This is a genomic window from Streptococcus sanguinis (assembly GCF_019929145.1).
Taxonomy (GTDB): Bacteria; Bacillota; Bacilli; order Lactobacillales; family Streptococcaceae; genus Streptococcus; species Streptococcus sanguinis_U.
In genome coordinates, this window is the sequence record NZ_JAHZOW010000001.1 from 330,362 (window position 1) to 347,275 (window position 16,914).

At 35.4% G+C, this 16,914-nt stretch carries 15 protein-coding genes; 8 read left to right on the plus strand and 7 right to left on the minus strand.

The genetic code is table 11. The features are described 5' to 3' along the window. Positions 1-11: 11 nt before the first annotated feature. The 8 genes from K1I94_RS01645 to K1I94_RS01680 all read left to right on the plus strand — a co-directional run bounded on the left by K1I94_RS01645 (position 12) and on the right by K1I94_RS01680 (position 9,221). A complete protein-coding gene (locus K1I94_RS01645; protein ID WP_002906193.1) occupies positions 12-1,361 on the plus strand; it encodes an LCP family protein in 1,350 nt (449 codons plus the stop codon). Between the two features lie 84 nt (positions 1,362-1,445). Next, positions 1,446-2,804 carry a 23S rRNA (uracil(1939)-C(5))-methyltransferase RlmD gene (gene rlmD / locus K1I94_RS01650; protein ID WP_317627918.1) on the plus strand — a complete coding sequence of 453 codons (1,359 nt, stop codon included), beginning with the start codon at positions 1,446-1,448 and terminating at the stop codon, positions 2,802-2,804. Between the two features lie 256 nt (positions 2,805-3,060). Further along, positions 3,061-3,960, plus strand: coding sequence for an ABC transporter ATP-binding protein (locus tag K1I94_RS01655; protein ID WP_002906266.1), 900 nt, complete (start codon positions 3,061-3,063; stop codon positions 3,958-3,960). Then, on the plus strand, positions 3,950-4,690 hold the full coding sequence (locus K1I94_RS01660) for an ABC transporter permease (RefSeq protein WP_002906268.1): 741 nt from the start codon (positions 3,950-3,952) through the stop codon (positions 4,688-4,690). Before K1I94_RS01655 ends, K1I94_RS01660 begins: the two co-directional genes overlap by 11 nt. Then, entirely contained in the window at positions 4,683-5,264 is a 582-nt protein-coding gene (locus K1I94_RS01665; protein ID WP_002906269.1) for a hypothetical protein, read from the plus strand. Before K1I94_RS01660 ends, K1I94_RS01665 begins: the two co-directional genes overlap by 8 nt. 166 nt (positions 5,265-5,430) lie before the next feature. Continuing rightward, a complete protein-coding gene (gggC, locus tag K1I94_RS01670; protein WP_223314200.1) occupies positions 5,431-6,984 on the plus strand; it encodes a streptosactin export ABC transporter GggC in 1,554 nt (517 codons plus the stop codon). A 276-nt stretch (positions 6,985-7,260) separates the two neighbouring features. Further along, positions 7,261-7,428 (plus strand): hypothetical protein, encoded by a 168-nt coding sequence (locus tag K1I94_RS01675; RefSeq protein WP_002918774.1) that lies wholly within the window; start codon positions 7,261-7,263, stop codon positions 7,426-7,428. 80 nt (positions 7,429-7,508) lie between these two features. Beyond that, positions 7,509-9,221, plus strand: coding sequence for a kinase (locus tag K1I94_RS01680; RefSeq protein WP_223314201.1), 1,713 nt, complete (start codon positions 7,509-7,511; stop codon positions 9,219-9,221). Positions 9,222-9,290: 69 nt separating this feature from the next. On the opposite strand, the gene K1I94_RS11350 is transcribed toward K1I94_RS01680, so the two are convergent. The 7 genes from K1I94_RS11350 to K1I94_RS01710 all read right to left on the minus strand — a co-directional run bounded on the left by K1I94_RS11350 (position 9,291) and on the right by K1I94_RS01710 (position 16,729). Further along, entirely contained in the window at positions 9,291-9,416 is a 126-nt protein-coding gene (locus tag K1I94_RS11350; protein ID WP_263281122.1) for a hypothetical protein, read from the minus strand. 325 nt (positions 9,417-9,741) lie between these two features. Continuing rightward, on the minus strand, positions 9,742-10,920 hold the full coding sequence (locus K1I94_RS01685) for an MFS transporter (protein WP_004186382.1): 1,179 nt from the start codon (positions 10,918-10,920) through the stop codon (positions 9,742-9,744). Then, positions 10,904-12,019: a hypothetical protein gene (locus tag K1I94_RS01690; protein WP_004186384.1), complete on the minus strand. Its 1,116-nt coding sequence runs from the start codon at positions 12,017-12,019 to the stop codon at positions 10,904-10,906. Before K1I94_RS01690 ends, K1I94_RS01685 begins: the two co-directional genes overlap by 17 nt. Continuing rightward, positions 12,019-13,221, minus strand: coding sequence for an ATP-grasp domain-containing protein (locus tag K1I94_RS01695; protein ID WP_004186385.1), 1,203 nt, complete (start codon positions 13,219-13,221; stop codon positions 12,019-12,021). The genes K1I94_RS01690 and K1I94_RS01695 overlap by 1 nt, the downstream gene beginning before the upstream one ends. Continuing rightward, entirely contained in the window at positions 13,221-14,306 is a 1,086-nt protein-coding gene (locus tag K1I94_RS01700; RefSeq protein ID WP_004186387.1) for a hypothetical protein, read from the minus strand. Before K1I94_RS01700 ends, K1I94_RS01695 begins: the two co-directional genes overlap by 1 nt. Continuing rightward, positions 14,287-15,171 carry a GSCFA domain-containing protein gene (locus K1I94_RS01705; protein ID WP_004186388.1) on the minus strand — a complete coding sequence of 295 codons (885 nt, stop codon included), beginning with the start codon at positions 15,169-15,171 and terminating at the stop codon, positions 14,287-14,289. The genes K1I94_RS01700 and K1I94_RS01705 overlap by 20 nt, the downstream gene beginning before the upstream one ends. Further along, entirely contained in the window at positions 15,158-16,729 is a 1,572-nt protein-coding gene (locus tag K1I94_RS01710; RefSeq protein WP_124765557.1) for a helix-turn-helix domain-containing protein, read from the minus strand. The genes K1I94_RS01705 and K1I94_RS01710 overlap by 14 nt, the downstream gene beginning before the upstream one ends. Between the last annotated feature and the right edge of the window lie 185 nt (positions 16,730-16,914).

The following is a 16,914-nucleotide window of genomic DNA, read 5'->3' on the forward strand; positions in this document are numbered from 1 at the left end:
TTGGAGAAGAGATGAAGAAACCAGAAAATCTTAGCCATCATGAACAGCTCCGCTTAGATTATCTCTATAAAAATTATTATTATCTAAACGCTAAAGAAAAGAAAGAATTTGACTATCTGCGTCAGAAGTCCAAGGGGATTGGCGGTTCAGCCAGTGCGCCTGACCATGAAGAGCAGCCGCATACAGTTAGCGACGCCTATGAGCAAGAGCCAGTGGAAATGGATTCTTCTGGCCTCTTGCCCAAGTACCCTGAGCGTTCTTCTCGCAGCAGAAAGCAAAAGAAAGCGTCGGAAGCTCTGGCAGGAGCTGGTCTGGGACAAGATAAGCCTAAGAAACCCCGCAAAAAAATCCGCTTGAAACGGATTCTGCTCTGGGCAGGGATTTTCCTGCTTATGGTCTTGGGGGGCATGATTTTCATGTTTATCAAAGGCTTGACGACAGCTCATACTGGCAATTCTAAACCAGCAGAAACGGAATTCTTTGACGGCAAGGATACTAAGGACGGAGTGAATATCCTCATTCTTGGGACGGATGGCCGGGTTGGTGACGACTCGACTGAGACGCGGACTGACTCCATTATGGTCTTGAACGTTGGGAATAAGGACCACAAGGTGAAATTGGTCAGCTTTATGCGTGATACTCTTATTCACATTGACGGCGTCAGCAATGAGTACACGGACCCGTCGCAGGCCGATTACTATGACCAAAAGCTCAATTCTGCCTATACGATTGGGGAGCAAAACCACAACCGCGGTGCAGACTATGTCCGCCAGATGCTCAAGGACAATTTCGATTTGGACATCAAATATTATGCACTGGTGGATTTCCAGACCTTTGCGACAGCTATTGACACCCTTTTCCCAAATGGCGTCAGCATGAATGCCCAGTTCTCAACCATTGATGGGGAAAGGGTGACTGAAGTTGAAGTACCAGATGACCTGAATATGAAAGACGGTGTGGTACCCAATCAAACAATCAAGGTAGGTCAGCAGCAGATGGACGGTCGGACCTTGCTCAACTACGCTCGCTTCCGTAAGGATGACGAAGGTGACTTTGGCCGGACCCGCCGCCAGCAGGAAGTTTTGACAGCTGTTTTCCAGCAGGTCAAAGATCCGACTAAGCTCTTTACTGGGTCAGAGGCTCTTGGTAAGGTCTTTGCCTTGACTTCGACCAATGTGACTTACAGCTTCCTTTTGACTAATGGTCTCTCTATGGCAGGAGATTCCCGCAATGGGGTTGAGCGCCTGACGATTCCGGAAAATGGCGACTGGGTTGATACCTATGACATGTACGGTGGCCAAGGGCTCTTGATTGACTTTGAAGCCTATAAAGAAAGACTGCAGCAAATGGGTCTCAGATAAGATATATGATATAATGAAAGGTAGGACGATGTCCTGCCTTTTCTTTTGGGAAGAGGCAGAGCGATAAAGCAGAAAGAGAAAAATATGTTAAAAAAGAATGATATGATTGAAGTTGAAATTGTGGATCTGAGCCATGAGGGAGCAGGGGTGGCCAAGGCAGAAGGCCTGGTTTTCTTTGTGGAAAATGCCCTGCCGGGTGAACTCATCCGCATGCGTGTGCTCAAGGTCAACAAAAAAATTGGCTTTGGCAAGGTGGAGGAATTTTTCCGTACTTCAGATCAGCGCAATGAAAATCTTGATATGGCCTATCTGCGTACGGGGATTGCCGACTTGGGGCATCTGAACTATCCAGCCCAGTTAGACTTCAAACGCAAGCAGGTCAAGGACAGTCTCTATAAGATTGCTGGTTTGTCTGATGTAGAGGTGCCGCCGACACTTGGTATGGAGCAGCCGTTGGGCTACCGTAATAAGGCTCAAGTGCCTGTCCGCCGTGTCAATGGCCAGCTGGAAACAGGATTTTTCCGGAAAAATTCCCATGACCTCCTGCCGATTGAAGATTTTTATATTCAGGATCCAGTCATTGACCAAGTTATCCTCTTTACACGCGACTTACTGCGTCGCTTTGACCTCAAACCTTACGACGAGCAAGAAAAGACTGGACTCATTCGCAATCTAGTTGTTCGCCGTGGGCATTATTCAGGGGAAATCATGGTAATCCTGGTCACAACCCGTCCCAAGATTTTCCGAGTAGAGCAGCTGATTGACCGCTTGACAGAAGCCTTCCCTGCTATCAAGACCATCATACAGAATATCAATGACCAGAATACCAATGCTATTTTCGGGAAAGAATGGCGGGTTCTCTATGGTCAAGATTATATTATGGACCAAATGTTGGGTAACAACTTCCAAATCTCTGGACCAGCCTTTTACCAGGTCAATACTCAAATGGCAGAGAAGCTCTATCAAACAGCTATTGACTTTGCGGACTTAAGAGAAGATGATGTGGTGATTGATGCCTACTCAGGAATCGGAACTATTGGCTTATCAGTTGCCAAGCATGTCAAGGAAGTTTATGGAGTAGAAGTCATCCCAGAAGCAGTAGAAAATAGCCAGAAGAATGCTACCTTAAATGGCATTACCAATGCTCACTATGTCTGTGACACAGCTGAAAATGCCATGAAGACTTGGCTCAAGGAAGGAATTCAGCCAACCGCTATCCTTGTCGACCCACCCCGCAAGGGCCTGACAGAGAGCTTCATCAAAGCAAGTGCCCAAACAGGAGCTGACCGCATTGCCTATATCTCCTGTAATGTTGCGACCATGGCGCGTGATATCAAACTCTACCAAGAGTTGGGCTATGAATTGAAGAAAGTCCAGCCGGTGGACTTATTTCCGCAAACGCATCATGTTGAGGCGGTAAGTTTGTTAGTGAAACGTAGCTAATCCTTAAAAGGTTCACTGAACCTTTTGAGTCCGCCCATGCGACAAGGTGAGACCGAAGGTCGAGAAGGTGCCCTGGGGTATAGGACTCGTAGAATGAGGAGGGAAACCGACGAAATGATACGGTAAGTCCGAACCGGTGAATGTGTAGCTTTGCTGGTGAAAAACTAGGAATATTCAAGTGAAAGTCATTCAAAAATCCTTCTTTTTAAATTTTTGGCAGTCTAAGTATCAGTAATCGAAATAGGTTAATGCGAGTATGAATGAAATTATTGTACGCAATCTAAAGAAAAATTTTCGTGGTAAAGTTGTATTGGACATTCCTAGCTTTGGATCGCATTCAGGAGAGATTGTTTCTATAGTGGGCACCAATGGTGCAGGTAAATCAACTTTCATAAAAATTATCTCTGGCTTAATGTTACAGGACGCAGGTGATTTATTTGTTTTTGGTAGTAAGAATACTTCGAAAGGTATTCATAACAATGTCAAGCTCGTACTAGAAAGCGGTAGAGGCTACTATGAATATCTGACGGCAAATCAAAATATTGATTACTTTTTACATTTGAATAAAAGTTCGCGTGGTCAGGTTAAGGATGAATTGGAGGATTTATTTAATAAACTAGCTTTCCATCCCTATGTTGATGTCTTGGTGTCCGAATTGTCACAAGGAACGAGACAAAAATTGTCTTTGATTATTGCATTGCTTTGTAAGCCAAAAGTATTGTGTTTAGATGAGCCAACTAATGGTCTGGATGTCATTGCCAAAAAGCAGTTTGCGAAATTGTTACTAACTCTCAGCCAAGAAAAAGGAACCATTGTTCTCATGACGACTCATGATATCTATTTTGCAAAAGAAATATCAACAAGAATTTGTATCATGAGTAGAGGGAAAATAATACAGCAAGGTAGTTTCTCAGAAGTTTTTGGGAAAAATACCAGATGGATTAAATATAGAATTGGTATTTCAGATTCTGAAAAAGATGCTTTTGAGAGATTGTTTCCTGATTTATCTTATCAAGTAGAAAATGAAAGATTGATTGTTGAAGTGAAAGATAGTCAGGTGAAAAATAATATCTTTAATAATTTTGAGATGATATTTTTTGAAGAAGTTGAGGAAAGCATCGAAGAAATATTGTATGAGGTTATCAATGATGATTAAAGAAATAAGAAGGGAGTTAAAGAGACAGCTGCAAGAGATGATGCAGTTTAAATTTAATTTATTTTTTTCAAATTTTGGAATTTTGATAATGGTTTCAGCTTATCTTCAATATTTTAAAGATACACAAAGTAAATTTTTATTGTTATGTTTGTTATTTACTTGGTATTTTACGAGTCATAGTATTACGCACCCAACTTTTTTTATTGAGGATGACCTTTATGACAGAACTTTGATTAGTGTAATCCAGAGTAGTAAGAGTGTTTTTCATGTTTTAATGTTTAAAATTATTGTTCAGATATTGGTGGATCTAGTTAAAGCCATCCCTATATTTATCGTTTTATCCACGTTAAATGATATTGATTTTCCGGATAGTATTTTAAAGTTAGTTGGAAACCTCGCTGCATGTATGCTAACTATTATTAGCATGTATGGTTTGGGCTTTTGCCTATCAAGCCTCTGCTTCATTTTTAATCGTACTTCTAGCATTACATCGTTAATTTCTTATTTCATGCTGTATTTTACTGGCATACTAACACCGCTAGGTGGTTTATTTGGCTTTATAGGAAAGCTTTTCCCTTACTATGCCTTGAGGAATTTTATTATTTCTCCGTCCTACCAGAGTATCTTTTTTATTATAGTCTATTGTGCAGTATATTGGTCAGCTGGAACTTTCCTATTTTTCACTTTATTGAACATTGCTAAAAAAAGAGGGAGCCTTTTCCATGTTTAGTGAATTAAGAAGATATTTCAATTATAGAGTTCGATACACGTTTGATAGTATTTGCGAAGTGATTTATTCCATGATTTTTATCACAGGAATCATTATTATTTTCAATAGTGATAAACCGATAAATCTACTCTATTTTTTTATTTATTATTCGATAACTAATGTGATATTGCTTGCTAATGAGGAGTTGGAATTTGAAATTCGCACTAATCAATATACAAATATCAAAACAACTAGACGGACACCAATGATGATTTATATTGCTAGATCAACAACTTATTTTATTTGGTCGACACTCATTTTTTTGACTTCAATCATTCTATCGCATATGTTTTTTAATGGAAAATTTTTTATGCCCTCATTCCATTTAGTGGATTTGATTTTGATGTCAATACTTAATTATGCTGTATTTTTTGTCTTATATACCATGGCAATTAAGTTAACAGAACGCTTTAAACGAGTATCCGTCTTATTGAATTTATTTAATACGATAATGTTATTTTATTCTGGACTAGTATTTCCAGCTCCCTTTGTTAGCTATGCAGATGTGTTGGATATGTTTTTGAATAAAAAATAAAAGTAAATTGATATGTATAGAACTAGTTATTTAAGCCTTTCTCTGAAAAATTATAAAGTAGGCTTACGTTTAATGGTTTCATTCAAATAATCAGGCTCCTATTATATTCCCGTCTAGAGAAAACGACCGTCTAAGTTGGTAAATAACTTCAGGAGGTTTATACGCTATGCTTAGATCTTTTGTAACTAAAAAGTATTTATTCTTCTATTTTGTGGCAATTATGATTACTTGGCTGGAGGCTGTCATTACACCAGCTTTGATTCAGTATATTGTCTCTAGTTTTACCAATCACCAGTTGCATTTGCTGTGGCAGGTCTTGATTTGGGGGATTGTGGGGAATTTGATTCTCTTGCTAGGTTTGGCGGGGAAACGCTACTACTATGCACGAGTGCTGACGGACTTCAAGTCGGGCATTAAGCAGGCTATCTTTCAGACTTTCTTATATAGCCGTCGGATAGCGGATGAAGAGGTTTTGTCCGACCTGGAAAATGATGTGAAACAGCTAGAAGATAATTATATTGAGCCGACTGTCATTATCATTTCTTCTTTGGGATTTACAACCGTCTCTATCTCTTATGCTCTCTGGACTAATTTTTATCTGGGTTTGCTCTTTATCATTTTTTATTCGATACCTGTCCTTTGTAGTAGCATAGGTTCCAAACGCTTGGATGCGATTTCTGAGCAGAAGTCCATGTCTAACCAAAGCTATGTTTCTCAAGTGACTAATATGATTGCGGGTGCTCGTTCCATACGTCATTATCTGGGACAAAGCATGTTTTACAAACTGTTTTCCAAAGATTTGCACAAGGCTTTAGAGCAAGAAGTCGCCTATGAAAAGCAACGGACTTTAAACAGTCTCTTTATCAATGGGATTGATGCTTTTTGCTCGGTCGCGCCGATTGTCATTGGTGGTTTCATGACCTATTATAACTACCTTTCAGCAGCCAGCTTTGTTGGGATTTACCTAGTATCGCACAATATCGGCTACCAATTTCAGGAGTTATCTTACTTTATCAATACTAGAAAATCAGCCAAGTCTCTTTGTGATAAATATCAAAAATTACTGGTAGAGGAGTTGACGATGCCTTCTGTTCTTGAAAGTTCCGTCTTTCCTATCCAGCTAGAGCAAGTCAGCGTAGAACGTGATGGTCAAGATATCCTAGCCCCTTGTGACCTTACTATTGAGAAAGGGGAAAAGATTGCCATTATCGGAGAAAGCGGATCTGGGAAAACAACCTTACTTAACCTAATCTATGGTGAAATCAAGCCTAGTCAAGGTCGGATTCGTTACCATGGACAAGAGCTAAGCTCGGATGAACTCTATCAGGCAGGTGCCTACATTCTCCAGTCCAGTCATGTCTTTGATGGCTTGAGCCTAGAGGAAAATATCGCTTTGGGACAAGAATTGGATTCTGTGAGGATGGAGGAAATCCTGAAGCAAACTGGATTGAAAGCTCTTCAAGGCAAAATATCCAACAATCAAACCCTGTCAGGCGGTGAGAAGCAGCGGCTAGAAATTGCTCGAGCTCTCTATCACAATCGCCACTTTATCCTGGCTGATGAGGTCAAGGCCAATCTAGACCTTAAGAATCAAGAGAAAATCAGTCAGCTTCTCTTCTCTCTCCCACAGGCACTTGTGGAAGTGATTCATCACTATAGCGATGAGGACTTGGAGCGCTATGATAAGGTTATAAAACTGGTGAGATCGGTGGAGACATAGATTTCAGAAAGGAGTGGCAGAGGCCACTCTTTTTGTGGGTTGGAAAATAAGATGTTTTCTATTTATAGGTTATAGGCGTTTATTACTGAAAATCTGATTTAATTTTCAACTTTTTTTCTGTTTAGCGAACAATTTATGGGATAATATACTTTAAAAATTTGTTGACAGATTATAATCTTAGCAGTATACTAAAACTGTCCAATTAGGACGTTTTCAAGGGTAACTAATAGCCACCTATATATTCTTGGTTTTAAAACCAGAAAGGAGGTGAGAGCTATGAACTTGACTGTCTTGATTGACTGGAAGTTCGTTGTTGCCCTTGGTGCAACTGCAGTTGGCATAATTTTCGCTATGAAAATTGATGAGTCTGCAGTTGAGAGAGTTTCGATTCATGCGATTGAAGCTAGTAAGGAGTACGCAGTTTCTATTAACAGTAATTGTTGACTCCTATACTTAAAAAGGGCACATAATCTTATGATTATATGCCTTTTTAGTTTGATAAATATTTAATAGTGAGAAATAAAATGAAAAGAATTAATTGTAGAAATATTTATAAAGAAGAAACTGAAAGATTCATAAAATCACTTAAACGTTTTAGAGAAGCGTGGATGAGCTCACATTCAAACTGGAATGAAGAACTTTTTCAATATGCGGATGATGATTACTATTTTTATCGTTTTTGTGTTGACAGACAAGAAAAAACCACCGAGCAGTTATTGATTAATATAATTTATCGGGTAATGATAGAATATGAGGTAGCTATGGAGGATTCTGGAAATTCTCCTTTTAACTTCATACTCTACTATAATAATAAAAAAATTGGGTTTAGATTTAACGATTTTTACGACTATGGAGATGTTAACAAAATTGTCGAGGAACTTAATCTTGATGGGGCTGTAATACTTAGAACTTGGAAAGTTTCTGATAGATCGGTTGACTGGATATCACATGAGAACAAACAGTACGAGGAGGATGGACTAAAATTAAGAGCAGTATCCATTCATGACTTTTATAAAAACCAATTTGGAGAAGAAGAATACAAAGCATTCATTGCTTCAATAGATGATTATTTAAAGGCTACGAGAGAGATTACAGGTTATCAGTCTATAAGTTTTCTTTCTACTATGAATCTTGCTTCCCTAAAGCTATTTGAGGAAAAGATTCTTGCTGAGTGGGATTATAAAAACTACAGATACCAGATTATTGACGTGAACAATGAATTAGTTCGAAACTATTTATATATTTCACATGATAACACTATTAATGATAATTTTGAAGATATGGAAAAAGCTTATGTAGCAGGTAAACTGTATAGGACAATGGTTGGTGCTAATGAATATGCTGAGAGTTTTATTACATCAGAATGGCTTTATTATTCCCTAAAAGAAAAAAAGAACTTTGATTATACGTCGGTTATCAGTGGATATTTGAAATCCATTGAACAGTTATTGTATCAGATTGTAATGATAAACATTGATAACAATTGTAAGATAGCCATTAAAAATAATTTACGAAAAAAGGTATATGATAAGAACCTCATAGTCTATGAGTCAACTGGTAAGGGTTTTAAGAATCTAAAAACAAGTGGTAAAGGTTATAAATTTACTCAATATCCATATATAGACTTTACTAGTCTTCAGAAAGAATATATGGATAGTTCAATTGGGACATTCGAACACTTCTTACGAAATAATAAGAATATTTTTTCAAACCCTAATAAAGCAAAATTGATTGCTGATATGATTAGTTGCTTTAGAATTGAATGTCGTAACGGTTTCTTCCACACGCATAATCTTAATGATTGGAATTTAGTTGATAAAACGCGACAGAATGCTATTTATCTATATTTCGCTCTTTTAGGATCTTGCATAATTCCTGGAGAGAAAAAATATGAGTTAGCAATCCTGGATTATGATGAATTTGACAATCTTTGCAGGAAAATTCGTGAATTCAAACATTACAGTGAGAATTTTATTTTTGAATATGATGATGGCAAAAAACAGAAAGTAATATATGACTTCCTCAATAACACTGCTGAATTTAATGATGATGGTATAGAACACTATGAAAGACTGTTATTTTATAAAGTGGAATCTTTTGAGGGTGCACTTGAGAAGCTTGATGAAGGGATTAGAGAAAATCAAAAACTTTATCTTACAAGAGATAACTTGCCAAGAAAAATCTATGTAGTTCATAAAAAAATGCGAAATTTTGAATTGGAAGAACTGTTATTCTGAAGGCAGCTTGAGCCTCATAAAGATTTTTAAACAGACTGCGAAATTAACACTTACGTTTAATAGTTTAATTCAAATCTTCAGAGGGATATCATTTCGTTTCATAGTATTGGGAATAACAGTCAAGACACGTCGAGGCGGTATCACTGCTTGTACGAGCTGAGGCATCAGCGAAGTAGAAGTAGATGCTCCGCCCATGGGATAGGACTCGTAGAATGAGGAGGGAAACCGACGAAATGATACGGTAAGTCCGAACCGCTGAGTGTGTAGCTCTGCTGGTGAAGGAGTGAGAATCTTTTAGCGAAAGGCTTTATGAAGTCACTGATAACAGTGGCTTTTTGGTCTTAGTGGGTAAGTATAAAAGCAACCACTTAAGTTGAGGTGGTTGCTTTTATACTATTTTTTGAAGTAGGTGTAGAAAATTTATTTCCATAGACTGGTGATGGAGATGTAATTACCAAACATAAATAAAGAAAGTTTTAATTGAAGGTAACTCAGCTCTTGTTTTCATTCATTCAACGAATTAAGTATTTGGCTTTTTAATTTGAATGAAAATTATTAGGCAAAGTATATAAATAACAAATTGACCAAGACCAATATATTGGAAAATATTCCAATTCTTCATATCAATCACAGATGCTACAAAACTTCCGAAAGGAACAAATATCCCACTGATAGTAAAAATAATACTAAAAACTCTTCCGAGAAATTCTGAATTAACTGTAATTTGAAGATGGGACATCAAATTAACATTGAAAAGAGTTACACTAGAAGTGAAAATTCCAAATAGAACTAACACTAACAATTGTGAAGAACTAGCAAATCCAATGAGAAATAAAGCTCCTGCACCTGGTAATAGAAGATGGAAAAATTGTTCAGGTTTTAGTGTTTTCTTATATACTCCAGCTATTAAAGCTCCCCCTATACTACCTATAGATTGAGCTATAAGTATGTAGGCGTATATATTTTTATATCCTGAAAAAGAGGATGTGAATGGAAGGTAAAATGAATAAATAGCGTCTAGGAAGTTTAATACAGCACTGGCAACAAGAATAATGAGGAGTGCTTTATCGTTTACCACATATTTGAAACCATCTGCTATTCCCGATAAAAACGAAGTATTATTGGCTTTATTTACTTTTAGGATATGGAAGTAGTGCTCACATATTGCGGAGATAAAGAATGAGATGGAATTAATGAGCATACCATATTTGAAGCCGAATTCCTGAATTACAAATACGGAGAAGATAGGAGCACTTACGGCAACAACTTCTGCAAGTATTTTAGATATTGAATTGTATTTGTGAATTCCTTCGCTAGATAATAAATCTCTAACGATTGCTTTATAGGTTGGACGATTAAAGCTAAATAAAATTGCTAATATGATATTTACAATCACAAATGCCCAGATGTTATCAGGATTATAAAATAGGAATAGCAGAAAAGTTACTGCTCCGGCAATTAGATCTGTCAGGATAAGTATACGTTTTCGATTATTGAAATCAGCAAAATGCCCAGTAAATAAATTAAGAAATAACTGAATAACTGATTCACTGGATAAATAAATCATCATAAAAAATGAAGAGTTTACAGCAAGATTAGCAATAAGTAACTTATTTGCATAATCAAAAATAATATTCCCGAAGTGAGTTGTTTGTCCCCTTATTAATAAAAGGAGAATATTCTTATTTTCTTTGTTCATGTAAGTATCCCTTCAATAGTTCAAAAACATGAGTGAATTCTTGTTGAGATTTTAGAGTAAATGTGATTAGAAATCTTAAGTCATCTAAAGAAGTTGCAGATATAGATTCTTTTTCTGGATATTCTCTATAGTAATCAAATGTAATAGGGAGAGTGGGAGGGAGTTGTTTTTGACCGCTTTGGAATATTGCTAATGTTAAAGCAATAAATTGCGGTTTTTCATTATAATTATTTTTTTCTAAGTTACCATTTATTAACTTCCAATATGTAGCAAGTAAATCAAATTTAAAAGCCTGTTTAACAAGTAGAGGTATATTACCTCCACCAAATCTTTTACCAATCTCACAGAAACTTAGTCGATCTGTATCTGCTTGATAAAAAAATTCAGCATGGAATGGATGAACTTCCTCTGTACCCAAATTATCTAGAACACATTGAGTTTCATTCTTTAGTCGTTCAATGAACTGCTCATTATTGTAAAATGAATTCGTTCTAATAATATTAAAATAATTTTTTTTAATATCTAAAATATTTCCAATGTATTCATGAGTGAAGAAGTATTCGATTTTTCCATTGACTGCAATCCCATCGCATGTAAACATCGTATCAAATGATTCAACAGTCTCAAGAATATAATCTTTAGTAGAATAATAATCAGGAACTTCAGATACAATATGAATATCTTTGCCCGAAGCTTCGCAGCGTGGTTTAATCATAAATTGGTCTGGCAATTGATCATCATTATCTAGCAGAGCAGGCTGGTTGATTTTCCCTGCTAGAGTTTGCCGCATAATTTTTTTATCTTTATAAGCGTAAGCGATCTTCCAAGCTTGATTATGGTCAGTAAACAAAGATTTTAATATTCCTGTGATGTGCATGAGACCTTCGTCAAGTGTGAAGATGTCGCTGATATCATTTCGACTCTCAAAGAGCTGCAATAGTTCTGGTAAATCAAAGTCTTTGATGGTACTAATATTAGTTGAAGGAAAATTAAGTTCTAAGTAATTATCTTTTAAGCGTTCAGGACATATAACACTTAAATTACTGTCAGCCTTGATTCCTATGGTAGAGGGATTAAAACGGTAGATAAAATATTTCATTATTCATACCTCGTATTTTTAATTAGCCATGTTTCGGCATTTAAAAGAGTGTTTTTTGTAGTGACAAAATCCTTTCCACTAACTGAAATTCCGATTATTGCATCAGCACTATGAAATGCGTCATTTACTGTGTTTCCTACTTTTGTATACTCAATATAATCAAAAATAGAATACTTACGTTTCAACTCATCAGTGAGAGTTGGGAGCTGAGTGATTACACCCTTCCTTTTTGCAGTCAGAAGCCACCCAGTTACAGGAAATTCTGTTGGTAGTGTGGGAAGCTGCTCACCACAGATACCGTAAACTAATAGTTGGAGAGGATTATGTGTCAATTTCAACTCAATGTTTTGTCTGATTCTTGCTCCTCCCATTCGACAAGCAATTTCTAAAAAAGTAATTTCCTTTGAGTTGTAGAATACTTCTAAATGAAATAGAAAAGTCCCGCCGGGGTATAGCTGACTAGCTAATGTAGAAGCATACTCTACTAGTCTAGTGTAATCTAATGAATCATGGTCTAGTGATACAGCTGCAGCAGAGATCCCCTCTTTAATTAATAAAGGATTGTAGATGTATAGAGAAGGTTCACAATATACTACCTTTCCATTGTCAAGAAAGCCATCAATGTGATAAATATTGCTATTGATGTATTCCTGAACTAGCACTTCCTCTCCATTTTTAAGAGCAATGTTGGCAGCTAGTTCGAGTTCAGATTTAGATTTTATATGAAAAGTGTCGACCGATCCAGCTCCACTAAGAGGTTTAAGGATGATGTTTTTGTGAACATTATAAAAATCTTGTAATTCTGCAAAAGTAGAAATTTTTTGAGTTCCTGGAACAGTGTATCCAAGTTCTTTTACTCTTTTCGTCATTAAATTTTTATCACGAAACACCTCAGCTTCAGCTACAGATTGTCCCTCAATGTTGAATTCTTCTCTTAGCTCAGCAGCAGTGGTAATATCAAACTCATCAAGCGCTACAATAGCATCAAATTTTTCTAACTGTAATACTTCTCGAGCTTTTGATTTACAATTATTCTGATAATCAGTCGTAGAGATTATACTTACATTAGCTAGGCGAGATTGTTCAAATGAGCTTAGTTTCGACTCATCAGTGAGAATTGTGAATTGATGAGTCGAAGGAAGCCATTTATAAATTTCCGTATAATTTTCTCGGTACGGGTGTAGAATTAGAATATTTTTCATTATTTATAACTTTCTATTGGGTTTTGATGGATGTTTTTTGATGCTTCTCTATAGTAGGCAAAATTACTTGGTAACTCAGGAATCTTATAACTATTATCAATTTTAGATTGGTAAAGCTTATAAGGAAGCCCTAGTGTTTCATAGGCATATTTTGCTGATATTTCAACCTTACTCTTTTGAATTTTATTCATTGCTCTGTTAATATTTGATGAATAATCTGAATACATTTTTGTGAGTTCATCTTTCAATTGAGGATATATTTCAAGAAGGGTACTCAAAGGAATATCGTTGCAATCAGACTCAAGAAAAATTTCTCTTGCTAATTTTTTTAGAACGTATCCATGTTTATGGCTACTTGATTTTCCTATTTTATCCATCAATGTAGAAAGAGCATCAAACTGACTTACATAAAAATGTGTTAATTCATGATTCTGTACAATTTCAAATATTTTTTTGTAATACTTGTGATAGTTACTGCTTTCGTAAATAGATTTTACATTCTCTTTAACCATATCTAACCGCAATGGAAAGAAGACGCTATCTAGTTGTGAACTATTTCCTTGGAGATAATTAACTAATACAAAGTTCATCAAAGTTACTAAACCATCATAGTATTTCACACAAATTTTAATATAAAAATGCTCACCGTTCAATGGTATATTACAATGCAGTCTTTGTTTTTCAATCGGTATTATATTATCCGTTATTGTAGAAAACTGTTGTCGAATATCTGGAATATCAGGGATGATGACATAGATATCATTTTTATTGATATACTTACCGAGGAAAGTAGTAATAAATGTATTGATAATTTTTGTAAAATTTGTTTCTTGAAATGAGAAAATACTGATTAAAGGTTGACAAGGAGTGGAAAGGGGATTGATTAAATTTGCTGGATATACTTGCCTAAAGCAAGTTTGCTCTTTATAATAAATCCCCTTAATTTCTTGCTTGAATTTATCCAGTTCATCTTGAATTGGTGAAAAAGTAAACAAATTCTTGTCGCCTCTGATTAGATCCGATTCAGGAAGTACCTGGGCATTAAAAGCAACTAACAATTCATCTTTATAAGTAATCTTTTCCATAGATCTTTCCTCTTGTGTTGACTTTATTGATTGAAAATCTTTCGCTAGGTGTTTTACTCAATAAACTTTTATCAATTTCACGGACAATATGCTTTGAAACGTCCGCAATTAACTCAACAGAAGGGTGTCGTTTATCTTGTTGAAAGTTAATTTTATTTTTTTCAATATAGAATTTAAAGAGTTCGTATTCTGGGAAATAGTATTCTGTACCAAGTTCCATAATAGCATTTTTCATTATTCTATAGTTTTCTGTGGTAGCTAGGTGCAGATTAGAAAACTTTTCTGATGCTTTTAGGAGAACATAGGGGATAGAAAATTGAATTGATGAAGACGGATTGATAGAATGAATACATTTAATTATGTCCTGTGCAATAGATACAAGATCTTCTGCTGTTAAATATACGTTTACTATTTCAGTATTATAAAACTGATCTTTTGGAAGTTTATTTAGAACTCGGTTTGACTTTTTCCACATTTCCACAGATCCCAAGGAAACTACAACTAAATCACTGTTCACTATGTTTTTAACAACCTCTTCGTCAATTTGTTTATTTTTTTCAATAACTTCATTGACATTATTAGAAGTATTCCAAAATCTAATTTCATCAGTGAACAATTTTAGTTGACTATCAATAATTACCTTATGTTTTAAACTATGACTCACAATTTCTAAATCTTTTAAGAGGGATGGAGCATTGAATATAGTTTGGTAGGGGGCATATGTTGTAATATTGTAATTCGAAAAATACTCAATTCCGGATGCTAAATTATGAGCGGTACAGGCACCTAGAAAACATATGCTTTTGAATGTAGACTTTAAAAACAGTTCTGATTTTTTCTCTGAATAAAAATTAAGCTTTTCCATGAAGAACTCCTTCGTACCCTAATTCTTTCAATACATCATTAATATTACCAAAGCCCCGAAGGACTTGATCAAAGTTGTATAAAGTTGCTGAACTAATATTGGTTTGATTAATCCCCATAAGAATAGCCATTCCTGCACGAATATCTTTGAGGTCAAATTTATTAGTTTTTTCTAATGGCAGGTTAGTTCGAGGGAGAGTTTTTAAAGCTCCATTATCTAATACTTTAAGGTTGATGCCTAATTTTTTTAGTTCAGATACATGACTAAATCTATTTATAAATACTTCGTCAAATATAATGGACGGAACATTATAAGATGCCAGAAATTCAGAAATAATTGGGCCTAAATCAGTAGTGATAAATGGTGCACCACCTAAACGTAAAAATTCGAAATACTCGTAATCAATTTCAGATTTCTTAGTAAATCTAATCGTGTTGTTGTTTTCTTGAACCGAGAGCCCTAATTTATAGAAAAGATTTAAATAACTTTCTGGAATATCATTTATTGATACATTGTCAAAAATAATATCATTCAGAGAATCCCAGAACAATAAAACATAAGAAACTAACATGCTCATATCTGGTGGAAGAGTCAGTTCAGCACTTGATATTTCAATTGTGTCTACTTTAGAGATGCTAATTTTATTTGGTGTTAGATATTTTACTTTACGATTAGTAGACTTCTTAAGTAAATCAACTAAATAAGAAATAGTTGGATCTGGAGAAATTCCATTAATAGTTATTTCATTTGGGTAAACATAAGCTAGGCTGATGGCATTAAAGAAAGCTCCTACACTCTTACTACCATTTGCATAACAGTTGAAAGAGACATTTTTATTGAGAAAATCATTTTTTTCAGAATAGAATAGCTTACCTATGTTATCGTACTGATAATTTGCTATTATTGATAGTATATCCAAGTGTAAGTCAATAGGACGAAAACAAAAATTATCTCCTCCAGGGAACGTAAATAAAAGCTGGTGAAATTTGTATGTTAGAGACGATATGATTCCAATACTGGCACGACTAATCCTGTTTAGAGTTGTAATGTCATAAGGATTTTTTTGAGGTATCAGTTTAATTGAATCTTTATTAGTAGTGGACTCAACCCACTCATTATTTCCAAACTCATAAAGAATATTAAGGAAATCTAGGGCAGTGGGACAGTTGTTAATTGTAAGTTGTTTTCCGTGAAAGAATAAACTCGTTAACAGAATATGTACTCCAACAACTTTATCCCCTTCTATTTTTATATGCTTAGTAGGTCTAATACGGTTTGTTTTAGAGATTTCCATATTAAAGTGGGTCGGTAGTCTACGCCTAGATGCTTTTGGGGTATCTTGATTACTATTGCCATCTATGCGATTTACATGGACCTCCAAATCTTCGAAGGAAATTTCCAAGATTTTAGCATAGGCTATGAGATCTCTAATATTGATATCGCGAGATCCGTTTTCCCAGTTAGAGATTGCCTGCCTACTTATATTGAGTTGTTTGGCTACAAAGTCTTGAGTTAGTCCCATAGCTAGTCGTTTTTGTTTTAAGAAATTCCCAATCATATAATCCACCTTTCAAGTATATGTCAATGTTTGAATAATATTTTACTAAATATTTTGTTAAATTCAAGAATTTTTATGCAACAATTTGTGTCATATATTTTTCTTATGAAAGATATAAAATAGCCAAAATTGGGTGTTGTAAAATTAGAGGATTTAGATTTAGTTAAGCAATGTAATAGATTGGT

What these genes read in the sequence shown, in the direction of transcription:
- K1I94_RS01645 (WP_002906193.1), top strand. Translation starts at nt 12, where the DNA reads ATGAAGAAACCAGAAAATCTTAGCCATCATGAACAGCTCCGCTTAGAT.
- rlmD (WP_317627918.1), top strand. Translation starts at nt 1,446, where the DNA reads ATGTTAAAAAAGAATGATATGATTGAAGTTGAAATTGTGGATCTGAGC.
- K1I94_RS01655 (WP_002906266.1), top strand. Translation starts at nt 3,061, where the DNA reads ATGAATGAAATTATTGTACGCAATCTAAAGAAAAATTTTCGTGGTAAA.
- K1I94_RS01660 (WP_002906268.1), top strand. Translation starts at nt 3,950, where the DNA reads ATGATGATTAAAGAAATAAGAAGGGAGTTAAAGAGACAGCTGCAAGAG.
- K1I94_RS01665 (WP_002906269.1), top strand. Translation starts at nt 4,683, where the DNA reads ATGTTTAGTGAATTAAGAAGATATTTCAATTATAGAGTTCGATACACG.
- gggC (WP_223314200.1), top strand. Translation starts at nt 5,431, where the DNA reads ATGCTTAGATCTTTTGTAACTAAAAAGTATTTATTCTTCTATTTTGTG.
- K1I94_RS01675 (WP_002918774.1), top strand. Translation starts at nt 7,261, where the DNA reads ATGAACTTGACTGTCTTGATTGACTGGAAGTTCGTTGTTGCCCTTGGT.
- K1I94_RS01680 (WP_223314201.1), top strand. Translation starts at nt 7,509, where the DNA reads ATGAAAAGAATTAATTGTAGAAATATTTATAAAGAAGAAACTGAAAGA.
- K1I94_RS11350 (WP_263281122.1), bottom strand. Translation starts at nt 9,416, where the DNA reads ATGGGCGGAGCATCTACTTCTACTTCGCTGATGCCTCAGCTCGTACAA.
- K1I94_RS01685 (WP_004186382.1), bottom strand. Translation starts at nt 10,920, where the DNA reads ATGAACAAAGAAAATAAGAATATTCTCCTTTTATTAATAAGGGGACAA.
- K1I94_RS01690 (WP_004186384.1), bottom strand. Translation starts at nt 12,019, where the DNA reads ATGAAATATTTTATCTACCGTTTTAATCCCTCTACCATAGGAATCAAG.
- K1I94_RS01695 (WP_004186385.1), bottom strand. Translation starts at nt 13,221, where the DNA reads ATGAAAAATATTCTAATTCTACACCCGTACCGAGAAAATTATACGGAA.
- K1I94_RS01700 (WP_004186387.1), bottom strand. Translation starts at nt 14,306, where the DNA reads ATGGAAAAGATTACTTATAAAGATGAATTGTTAGTTGCTTTTAATGCC.
- K1I94_RS01705 (WP_004186388.1), bottom strand. Translation starts at nt 15,171, where the DNA reads ATGGAAAAGCTTAATTTTTATTCAGAGAAAAAATCAGAACTGTTTTTA.
- K1I94_RS01710 (WP_124765557.1), bottom strand. Translation starts at nt 16,729, where the DNA reads ATGATTGGGAATTTCTTAAAACAAAAACGACTAGCTATGGGACTAACT.